Origin of the sequence: Adlercreutzia sp. ZJ154 (assembly GCF_011039055.1) — a bacterium.
GTDB lineage: Bacteria > Actinomycetota > Coriobacteriia > Coriobacteriales > Eggerthellaceae > Adlercreutzia_A.
The window spans coordinates 41,248-50,480 of the sequence record NZ_JAAKEF010000018.1 but is presented as its reverse complement, the minus strand read 5'-3'; the positions used below and the strand labels follow the sequence as shown (position 1 = coordinate 50,480).

18 protein-coding genes are annotated in these 9,233 nt (G+C 50.2%); all 18 read right to left on the bottom strand.

From position 1 onward, the window contains the following. Nucleotides 1-290: 290 nt before the first annotated feature. The 18 genes from secY to rplB all read right to left on the bottom strand — a co-directional run bounded on the left by secY (nucleotide 291) and on the right by rplB (nucleotide 9,190). On the bottom strand, nucleotides 291-1,571 hold the full coding sequence (gene secY / locus G7Y37_RS07525) for a preprotein translocase subunit SecY (RefSeq protein WP_165062853.1): 1,281 nt from the start codon (nucleotides 1,569-1,571) through the stop codon (nucleotides 291-293). Next, nucleotides 1,565-2,014, bottom strand: coding sequence for a 50S ribosomal protein L15 (gene rplO / locus G7Y37_RS07520; protein WP_165062852.1), 450 nt, complete (start codon nucleotides 2,012-2,014; stop codon nucleotides 1,565-1,567). The genes secY and rplO overlap by 7 nt, the downstream gene beginning before the upstream one ends. A gap of 114 nt (nucleotides 2,015-2,128) precedes the next feature. Continuing rightward, nucleotides 2,129-2,320: a 50S ribosomal protein L30 gene (gene rpmD, locus G7Y37_RS07515; protein ID WP_165062851.1), complete on the bottom strand. Its 192-nt coding sequence runs from the start codon at nucleotides 2,318-2,320 to the stop codon at nucleotides 2,129-2,131. Continuing rightward, the gene (rpsE, locus tag G7Y37_RS07510; RefSeq protein ID WP_165062850.1) at nucleotides 2,320-2,844 is read right to left on the bottom strand and encodes a 30S ribosomal protein S5; all 525 of its coding nucleotides are present in this window, start codon (nucleotides 2,842-2,844) and stop codon (nucleotides 2,320-2,322) included. The genes rpmD and rpsE overlap by 1 nt, the downstream gene beginning before the upstream one ends. A 12-nt stretch (nucleotides 2,845-2,856) precedes the next feature. Further along, on the bottom strand, nucleotides 2,857-3,228 hold the full coding sequence (gene rplR / locus G7Y37_RS07505) for a 50S ribosomal protein L18 (protein WP_165062849.1): 372 nt from the start codon (nucleotides 3,226-3,228) through the stop codon (nucleotides 2,857-2,859). Nucleotides 3,229-3,243: 15 nt separating this feature from the next. Further along, nucleotides 3,244-3,783 (bottom strand): 50S ribosomal protein L6, encoded by a 540-nt coding sequence (gene rplF, locus G7Y37_RS07500; RefSeq protein WP_165062848.1) that lies wholly within the window; start codon nucleotides 3,781-3,783, stop codon nucleotides 3,244-3,246. A gap of 10 nt (nucleotides 3,784-3,793) precedes the next feature. After that, nucleotides 3,794-4,192 carry a 30S ribosomal protein S8 gene (gene rpsH, locus G7Y37_RS07495; RefSeq protein WP_165062847.1) on the bottom strand — a complete coding sequence of 133 codons (399 nt, stop codon included), beginning with the start codon at nucleotides 4,190-4,192 and terminating at the stop codon, nucleotides 3,794-3,796. A 106-nt stretch (nucleotides 4,193-4,298) separates the two neighbouring features. Next, entirely contained in the window at nucleotides 4,299-4,484 is a 186-nt protein-coding gene (locus tag G7Y37_RS07490; RefSeq protein ID WP_165062846.1) for a type Z 30S ribosomal protein S14, read from the bottom strand. A 72-nt stretch (nucleotides 4,485-4,556) separates the two neighbouring features. After that, the gene (gene rplE / locus G7Y37_RS07485) at nucleotides 4,557-5,099 is read right to left on the bottom strand and encodes a 50S ribosomal protein L5 (RefSeq protein WP_206214134.1); all 543 of its coding nucleotides are present in this window, start codon (nucleotides 5,097-5,099) and stop codon (nucleotides 4,557-4,559) included. Nucleotides 5,100-5,332: 233 nt separating this feature from the next. Beyond that, nucleotides 5,333-5,674, bottom strand: coding sequence for a 50S ribosomal protein L24 (gene rplX / locus G7Y37_RS07480; RefSeq protein ID WP_165062844.1), 342 nt, complete (start codon nucleotides 5,672-5,674; stop codon nucleotides 5,333-5,335). 12 nt (nucleotides 5,675-5,686) lie between these two features. Beyond that, nucleotides 5,687-6,055 carry a 50S ribosomal protein L14 gene (rplN, locus tag G7Y37_RS07475; RefSeq protein ID WP_165062843.1) on the bottom strand — a complete coding sequence of 123 codons (369 nt, stop codon included), beginning with the start codon at nucleotides 6,053-6,055 and terminating at the stop codon, nucleotides 5,687-5,689. A gap of 39 nt (nucleotides 6,056-6,094) precedes the next feature. Next, nucleotides 6,095-6,355 carry a 30S ribosomal protein S17 gene (gene rpsQ, locus G7Y37_RS07470; RefSeq protein WP_165062842.1) on the bottom strand — a complete coding sequence of 87 codons (261 nt, stop codon included), beginning with the start codon at nucleotides 6,353-6,355 and terminating at the stop codon, nucleotides 6,095-6,097. Between the two features lie 11 nt (nucleotides 6,356-6,366). After that, the gene (gene rpmC / locus G7Y37_RS07465) at nucleotides 6,367-6,561 is read right to left on the bottom strand and encodes a 50S ribosomal protein L29 (protein ID WP_165062841.1); all 195 of its coding nucleotides are present in this window, start codon (nucleotides 6,559-6,561) and stop codon (nucleotides 6,367-6,369) included. Beyond that, entirely contained in the window at nucleotides 6,562-6,987 is a 426-nt protein-coding gene (gene rplP, locus G7Y37_RS07460; RefSeq protein WP_165062840.1) for a 50S ribosomal protein L16, read from the bottom strand. Beyond that, a complete protein-coding gene (rpsC, locus tag G7Y37_RS07455; protein ID WP_165062839.1) occupies nucleotides 6,988-7,710 on the bottom strand; it encodes a 30S ribosomal protein S3 in 723 nt (240 codons plus the stop codon). Between the two features lie 3 nt (nucleotides 7,711-7,713). Continuing rightward, nucleotides 7,714-8,055 carry a 50S ribosomal protein L22 gene (rplV, locus tag G7Y37_RS07450; RefSeq protein WP_165062838.1) on the bottom strand — a complete coding sequence of 114 codons (342 nt, stop codon included), beginning with the start codon at nucleotides 8,053-8,055 and terminating at the stop codon, nucleotides 7,714-7,716. Nucleotides 8,056-8,067: 12 nt separating this feature from the next. Continuing rightward, nucleotides 8,068-8,340: a 30S ribosomal protein S19 gene (gene rpsS / locus G7Y37_RS07445; RefSeq protein WP_165062837.1), complete on the bottom strand. Its 273-nt coding sequence runs from the start codon at nucleotides 8,338-8,340 to the stop codon at nucleotides 8,068-8,070. 19 nt (nucleotides 8,341-8,359) lie between these two features. Beyond that, on the bottom strand, nucleotides 8,360-9,190 hold the full coding sequence (rplB, locus tag G7Y37_RS07440) for a 50S ribosomal protein L2 (protein ID WP_165062836.1): 831 nt from the start codon (nucleotides 9,188-9,190) through the stop codon (nucleotides 8,360-8,362). Nucleotides 9,191-9,233: the final 43 nt, after the last annotated feature.

The following is a 9,233-nucleotide window of genomic DNA, read 5'->3' as shown; positions in this document are numbered from 1 at the left end:
TGAAGCGCGGGCGAGCTGAAGAAGCAGCTCACTACAATTCTCTTATCGAACACCTATTTGCCGCCGGACGCGAGGGCGATGTTCTTAAAGCCTCTAAAGACCCGGCTTATCGCGAACGGCTTTTTGCTGAGTTTAATATTTAGAGTAAAGCATCAACCAAGTTATAAGTACTTCATTAATTACGCTTGAATGTAACTCTTTGGTACGATTCTTCTGGGCACAATACCTGCAAAAGAAAAACTCCCGCACCTGTAAGGCTTACGGGAGCTTTTTGCACTATATAAATGGGTTTACTTAAAGAAACCGTCGTAGTTGTGCATCTTAAGTTGGCTTTCCACTTTGCTCATAGTGTCTAGCGCAACGCCAATCATAATCAGAATAGACGTGCCGCCAAACGACTGAATAAGCTGATTACCAGTGAAGTAGAAAATAATTGTAGGCACTACCGCAATAAGCGCAATAAAAATACCACCGGGTAATGTTATTCGCTTCAGCGTATTCCTGATATACGCAACCGTAGCCGAACCCGGACGTACTCCGGGAATAAATCCACCTTGCTTGCGAATGTTATCTGCCGTTTCCTCCGGATTAAACACCATAGAAGTGTAGAAATACGCAAAGAATACAATCAAAACAAGCGTTAAGATCCAGTTAAGCCAACCGGTTGAGCACCAATCAGCAAAAGTGGTTAGCCAGTCTACATTGAAAATGGCAGCCAACTGTGCTGGCAAGTACAAAATACAGCTAGCAAAGATGATAGGTATAACACCAGCAGCATTCACCTTTAACGGAATGTATGTATTCTGCCCGCCCATCATTTTACGACCAGAAACACGCTTCGCATAATTTACCGGTATGCGGCGCTGAGCACGTTCGATAAAGATAATAAGCGGTATGCAAGCCAAAACGACAATAAGAATAAGTGCGGTTATGGCAATGCCCATGCCTAAATCGGCAGTAAGGTTAATTGAACTGAAAATAGCGGACGGAACGCGGCTAACAATGCTAATGAAAATGATTAGCGACATGCCGTTACCAATACCGCGCTGCGTAATAAGCTCGCCCATCCACATTATGAATGCGGTGCCTGCCACCAATGTAAATACAATTATTACGCAGGTAAGCCAATATGGAACTTCATTAGAGAAAGTTACTCCGTATGCCGGCGACTGGAAAAGTAGCAAATAACCAACAGCATTAATTAAGCCAAGTGCCAGTGTAAGATAACGCGTAACCTGCGTAATTTTCTTACGACCAGAATCGCCCTCTTTTGCCCAGCGCCCAACAGCTGGTATAACACCCTGCATTAGCTGCATAATAATTGATGCAGTAATGTAGGGCATAATGCCCAGCGAAAACACGCTGAAGTTAGACAGAGCGCCACCAGTGAACAAGTCAAGCATACTCATGGCAACGCCCGAATCCTGATACGCCGTTGCAAACTCGTTAAACGGAATACCGGGAACAGGTACATATGCGCCAAAGCGATAGAGCGCAAGAATGGCAAGAGTAAACAGAATCTTCTTCCGCAGCTCTGGTACTTTGAACGCGTCGACTATGGAGCTTAGCAAGGCTCTTCGACCTTTCCTCCGGCTGCTTCTATCTTTGCCTTAGCGGAAGCAGAAATCTTATCAACCTTCACAGTAAGAGCCTTTGTAATCTGACCATCTCCTAGAACCTTTACGGGATCGCAGGAATGCTTAATTACGCCCTTGGTCTTCAAAGTGTCGCAGTCAACCGTTTCGCCTGCTTCGTATATACGATCAAGCTTACTGACGTTAACAGCGATGTATTCAACACGATTCGGATTACGGAATCCGGGAAGCTTTGGAAGCCTACGTGCCAGAGGAGTCTGACCGCCTTCAAAGCCTGCACCTTTACCGCCACCAGCGCGAGACTTCTGACCGTTCATGCCGCGACCGGCAGTTTTACCTTTACCGGACGCAGGACCGCGACCAACACGCTTACGCTTGTGGGTAGAACCCTCAGCAGGCTTCAAATCTTTAAGTTCCATTCAAATCTCCTTTTTTCGCGTCTTTCGACGCTCGCTTTCACTATAAAAAGTCTTTTGTAAAGTTAGCATATGACTGGATAAACTTTTGACCGCCTTTGTAAGACGGTCAAATTTTTACAGTTCTTCCACTTCTATCAAATGCTTTACCTTGAATATCATACCGCGAACGGACTCGTTATCTACCACATCGTGGCTTTTGCCAATACGACCAAGACCCAACGCGCGCAGCGTGCGATCCTGATCATACTTGCGACCAATCTGGCTTTTTACTTGCGTAAGGCGCAGAGTTTTCTTTGCATCAGCCATTACTTCTGCTCCTTCCTGCCAAACATCTTGTCAACAGTAGTTCCGCGACGCGCAGCCACTGTTTCGGGGCTTTCCATAACCTTTAAACCTTCTGCAGCCGCCTTCACTATATTCATAGCATTGCTAGTGCCAAGGCTCTTGGTTATAACGTTCTTAACACCAGCCAATTCCATGATGGCGCGAACTGGACCACCAGCCATAACACCAGTACCGGGAACAGCCGGCTTAATAAGCACGCGACCAGCGCCATATTCGCCAATAACTTCGTGCGGAATGGAGCCTTCTTCAGTCAGCGGCACGGTGAACATGTTTTTCTTCGCGTCCTCTACGCCTTTCTTGATGGCGTTGGGAACCTCTTGGGATTTACCCAAACCAAGACCAACCTTGCCATTTCCGTCACCAACGACAACCAATGCAGTAAGCTGCATACGACGACCGCCCTTGACGGTCTTGGAGACGCGGTTAATGCTAACTACGCGCTCTTCCAGTTCTGGAACAGCGTTTTCCTGTTGTTTACGGGCCATATACGTCTCCTCCTAGAACTTCAGGCCGGCTTCGCGAGCTGCGTCAGCCAGAGCCTTCACGCGCCCGTGATACAGATTTCCGCCACGGTCGAACACGACTTCGTTAATACCCTTATCCTGTGCCATTTTGCCTATGATAGTGCCCAGTTCAGCTGCGCCAGCAACCGTTGAGGCTTTAGCGCCAGTCTTCTTGAACTCAGGACCCATTGTAGACACGCCACAAATGGTCTTACGGCTAACATCGTCGATAACCTGAACATACATATTATTGTTAGAGCGGGTAACGCACATGCGCGGACGAGTTGCAGTACCCGACACTTTACCGCGAACGCGACGATGGCGACGCGCAAGACCGGATTGACGCTTGAGTATTGATTTCTGCATTTTCCGATCTCCTTCTTATTCCTTACCAGCTTTGCCGGCTTTACGACGCACATATTCGCCTTCATAGCGAATACCCTTGCCCTTATACGGCTCGGGCTTACGCCACTTGCGAATATCGGCTGCAACTTGACCAACCTGCTCTTTTGATGCGCCAGAAACAGTAATTTCGTTTTGCGAAGGAACCTCAAATGTAATTCCTTCAGGCGCTTTCACTAATACAGGATGCGAAAAGCCCAGCTGCATCTCTAGGTCGCGCCCCTTTAGCGCTGCACGATAACCAACGCCGACAAGCTCAAGCTTTTTGGTGTAGCCCTCGGACACGCCGATAATCATGTTGTGAAGCAAGCTGCGGGTAAGACCCCAGTATGCATTCGTCTGACGCTCATCATTAACAGGGCTAACTACTACAGAATCGCCCTCTTGTTTGATAACCATGGTAGGCTGGAAAGTACGAGTTAGTTCGCCCTTCTTGCCTTTGACGGTAACAGTGGTGCCGTCAATATTCACTTCCACATCCGATGGTACAGAAATTGGCATCTTTCCGATACGAGACATTGCGCACCCCCTACCAGATATAGGCGATAACCTCGCCGCCAATACCCTTCTTGCGGGCATCGCGGTCGGTCATAACGCCAGCCGAGGTTGATATGATTGCAGTACCAAGACCGCCGAGAACACGCGGCAGTTCGTCTTTACCTGCATAAATACGAAGACCCGGCTTGCTGATGCGCTTAATGCCGCGAATGGTCTTCTGTTTTTTTGGACCATATTTCAGCGTAATTGTGAGGGTGCCACGGGGTTCGCCGTCTTCAACCTCATATCCGCCGATGTAGCCCTCTTCGTCCATTATTCGGGCGATCTCTACCAGCTTTTTACTGGTGGGCATAGACACAGAGTCCTTAGCCGCAGACTGTGCATTACGCACGCGCGTTAGCATGTCTGCTATGGGATCGGTCATTGTCATTTCAGGTTTCTCCTTTGGTTAGTGATGAGCCTCGCATCTGGTTCGCATACCGCCCCTAGCGGCTGCGCCTTCTATGCGGGCACACCCGTACTCCAAGACATCCGGTTTACCAAGATGACTTAGTTACGCCGGGCAGCTTGCCTTCATTAGCCAGTTCGCGCAAGCATATGCGGCATAAGCCAAACTTGCGATAATAAGAGCGAGGACGCCCACAACGCATGCAGCGATTGTGCTGGCGCGTAGAATATTTCGGCTCTCGCTTGGCCTTGGCAATCATCGATTTCTTAGCCATGCATTCCTTCTTTCTTGCGAGTCAAATGACTCTGGTCGAGGTTACACGAAAGGACCGTATGGTCCTATCGCTTTACTTGCTCTTGAACGGGAAACCAAGGTCGGCTAGCAATGCTAGAGCGCCCTCGTCGTTTGCCGCGCTCGTTACGAATGTTATGTCCATACCGCGCGTGTGGTCTATTTTGTCGTAGTCCACTTCGGGGAAGATGAGCTGCTCGGTAACACCCATGGAATAGTTGCCGCGTCCGTCAAAGCTGGTGCGAGACATACCACGGAAGTCGCGAATACGCGGAATAGCAGTTGCTACCAAGCGATCGAAGAATTCCCACATACGATCGCCGCGCAGAGTAACCTTGCAGCCAATCGCCTGACCTTCGCGCAGTTTGAAACCTGCGATAGATTTCTTTGCGCGGCAAACCATCGGTTGCTGACCGGTGATAACGCGCAAATCGCTAATGGCGCCTTCTAGCTGCTTGCTGTCTTGAGCAGCTTCGCCAACGCCCATGTTTACAACGATCTTTTTCAATGTAGGGATCTCGTTTACATTATCAAGTCCCAGTTCGTCCTTTAATTTAGGACGTATTTCATCTAAATACTTTTTCTTTAAACGAGGCATATCTGCCATTTTCTTACTCTCCTTCGTTTTTTCTTGACAGGAGATTTCCGACCCCCTGCCCTTAAAGGCATTTACTCCAAGCGATTGCCGATATTGCCTAGCGCTTGGCTTCGCGCGTCGAAAAATGCGATTTTATATCACATTTTTCTAGCGCTGCAGAATCGCGCTACGGCAACATCCGCAATCGCCATTCTGCCCATCTAGAGCTTTTACAGCGGGGTGCTGCGGAAGCCCTAATCGATATCCTTGCCGCACTTCTTGCAAACTCGAATCTTCTTGCCGCTGTCATCGCGACGACGAGCTGCACGTGTAGGTTTCTTGCAGCTAGGACAGATAAGCATAACATTGCTTACTGCTAGCGGAGCTTCTATCGTAGAGATTCCACCCTGAGGATTAGCCTGCGTAGGACGCATAGCTTTCTTTATGGTGTTAATTTTCTCAACTACTACACGCTCGGTTTCAGGAATGGTACGCAGAACCTTACCTTCTTTGCCCTTATCCTTACCAGCAAGAATGGTTACAGTGTCACCCTTCTTTATGGGAAGAATATTGCGCTCGGTTTTCTTAGTTGCCATCTTTAGCACCTCCTAGAGCGTTTCCGGTGCCAAAGACACGATCTTCATGTACTTCTTATCGCGCAGCTCACGAGCAACAGGCCCAAAGATACGCGTACCGCGCGGAGTGCCATCGTTGTTGATTAGCACGCACGCATTCTGGTCAAACTTGATATAGCTGCCGTCGGCGCGACGAACCTCTTTCTTAACGCGCACGATAACGCAACGAACAACCTCGCCCTTTTTGACGGCGCCATTTGGTTGTGCTTCCTTAACAGAGCACACAATAACGTCGCCCAAGCCGGCGTAACGACGCTTGCTTCCGCCCAGTACCTTTATGCACTGAACCCTGCGCGCGCCGGAGTTGTCAGCCACATTGAGCATGGATTGCATCTGGATCATGCTTTTCCTCCTACTTCACATAGCAGTGCAAGCGCGCCGCTATTTGGCTTTCTCGACGATCTTCGACAGGCGCCAGCGCTTCATTTTGGAAAGCGGGCGTGTCTCCATTATTTGAACAGTGTCGCCTTTGCCGGCTTCATTGTTTTCATCGTGGGCATGAAACTTTTTAGTGGTAGTAATCATTTTGCCGTAGATAGGATGCGGCTTGCGCTCTTCCACGGACACCACAATAGTCTTATCGTTCGCATCGCTTACAACGACGCCCTGACGAACTTTGCGTAGATTCCTTGTTTCTGACATCTTCTGCTCCTTTACGCGCTCAACTCGCGGGCACGCTGCTCGGTGAGGATGCGCGCGATGTCTTTCTTGACCTGCTGCACACGAGCCGTGTTATCCAACTGGCTAGTAGCCATTTGGAAGCGCAGGTTAAAAAGTTCTGCGCGGGCGTCTTTGAGCTTCTCGGTCAAGTCTTCTGCAGAAAGCTCGCGAATCTCTGATGCTTTCATTTAGTCCTCCTGCTTCTGGCTCTCGCGAGAGACGATCTTGCACTTAATGGGTAACTTCATTATTGCTAAGCGAAGTGCCTCATGCGCAGTTTCTTCGTCCACGCCATCTATCTCAAACATAATGCGTCCGGGCTTTACAACAGCTACCCAAGCCTCGGGTGCGCCCTTGCCCTTACCCATGCGGGTTTCAGCGGGTTTCTTAGAGATGGGCTTATCGGGGAAGATGGTGATCCAAACTTTACCACCACGCTTCATGTGACGAGTCATAGCAACACGGGCAGCCTCTATTTGACGGTTGGTAATCCAGTGGCGCTCGAGCGCTTGAATACCATAGGTGCCATGATTCAGACGTGTACCACCCTTAGCGTTGCCCTTCATGGAGCCGCGCTGCACCTTGCGGTGCTTGACACGTTTAGGCATTAACATTTATCTGCGACCTCCTTCATTGCGGCCGCCACGATCGCCGCGACGTCCACGCTGCGGACGGCTTGAACCCTCAAGCGCAGGCTCTGGAGCTTTCTGTCCGGGCAGTACGTCGCCGTGATATACCCAAACTTGTACGCCAATGGCACCCATCTGAGTGTTCGCAGTAGCGAAGCCGTAGTCTATCTTTGCACGCAGAGTTTGCAGCGGCACACGACCTTCGCGATACCATTCACGACGGCTCATTTCAGCGCCACCTAAACGACCAGAGCATTGAACGCGAATGCCCTTTGCGCCAGATTTACGAGCGCTTTGCACTGCCTTACGCATTGCGCGACGGAATGCGACACGACCCTCAAGTTGCTCAGCAACCGACTGCGCTATAAGCTCTGCATCTAGTTCAGGACGGCGGATTTCCACTACATTAATGGCAACCGTACCGTTCGCAACTTTCTCTAACTTTTTGCTAAGAGCATCAATTTCGGCACCTTTTTTGCCGATAACGATGCCGGGACGCGCAGTGGTTATGGTGACGGTTATTTTGTCGCCCGCGCGCTCAATTTCTGTCTTCGAAACAGCGGCACGTGCCAGCTGCTTGTCAAGGAACTTGCGAATAGCAAGATCGTTTTCCAGAGTTTCCTTATAGTCTTTGTCGGCATACCAACGGCTGCGCCAATCTTCGGTGATGCCTAGGCGGAACCCTGTAGGGCTGACTTTCTGACCCATGCTTTAAGCCTCCTCTCGCGGTGCGACGATGATCGTGATGTGGCTAGTGCGCTTATTGATGCGACTAGCTGAACCTTTAGCGCGTGGACGAATACGCTTCAGCGTTGGTCCTTCGTTCACAAACGCCGTCTTCACGACCAGATTGTCGGTGCGAAGGTGGTTGTTGTGTTCTGCATTCGCTACAGCCGAATTCAGCGTTTTCAGCACAGTCTCGGCGATTGCGCGCTCGGAAAACGCAAGAATCTCACGGGCACTCTCTATGCCTTTACCACGGATAAGGTCCACAACGACGCGGGCCTTGCGCGGCGACACGCGAACGTACTTGGAAACAGCTTTAACTTCCATTGTGCGCGCCTCCTATCGCTTTCCCTTGTCGGCGGAATGACCGCGGAATGTGCGGGTGGGAGAAAATTCGCCCAGCTTGTGGCCGACCATAGATTCAGTAATGTATACGGGCACATGCTTGCGACCATCGTAAACAGCTATGGTGTGACCCACCATTTCCGGGAAGATGGTGCTAGCACGGCTCCATGTTTTTATAACATTCTTCTCGCCCGCTTCGTTCATCGCCTGTATTCGACCGAGAAGGCGCGGCTCAACGAATGGGCCCTTTTTCAAACTTCTGCTCAACTTTTTACTCCTTGCTCGGTTACTTCTTACGACGTCTGATAATCAGGCGGCTTGAAGCCTTCTTCTTGTTGCGAGTGCGATGACCCTTAGTTGGAACACCCCACGGAGTTACAGGATGACGACCAGAAGTCTTGTTCTTGCCTTCACCACCACCATGAGGATGGTCAACCGGGTTCATAACAGTACCGCGAACGGTTGGGCGAATGCCCTTCCAGCGATTACGACCAGCTTTGCCAACTTTGATGTTGGAGTGCTCGGCGTTGCCAACCTCGCCCACGGTTGCGCGGCAGGTAAGCAAAACGCGGCGCATTTCAGAAGACGGCATACGCAGAATTGCATATTTGCCCTCTTTACCCATCAGCTGAATGCTAGTGCCAGCTGAACGTGCCATGCTAGCGCCTTTGCCGGGCTGTAATTCCACGCAATGTACCAAAGTACCTACAGGGATATTTTCAAGCGGTAAAGAATTGCCGGGCTTAATGTCAGCCTCGGTGCCGCTCATTACCACGTCGCCCACTTTCAGGCCCTTTGGATGAATGATGTAGCGCTTTTCGCCATCAACATAATGCAGAAGTGCGATGCGCGCTGTGCGATTAGGATCGTATTCAATGGTTGCAACCTTAGCAGGAATACCATCTTTATCGCGCTTGAAATCGATAATACGATAGCGACGCTTCACTCCGCCACCCTTATGGCGACAAGTGATGCGACCGTTGTTATTGCGACCCGCCTTGTTAGGCTTCTTCGCTAACAGAGATTTTTCCGGCGTCGAGGTTGTTATTTCCTCGAAGTCGGAAACAGTCTGAAAGCGACGCCCGGGGCTGGTCGGCTTGTACTGCTTAACGCCCACGTTGTTCCCTTCTTCTATGAAGCTGCTGTTCGCGCGCCTCTAC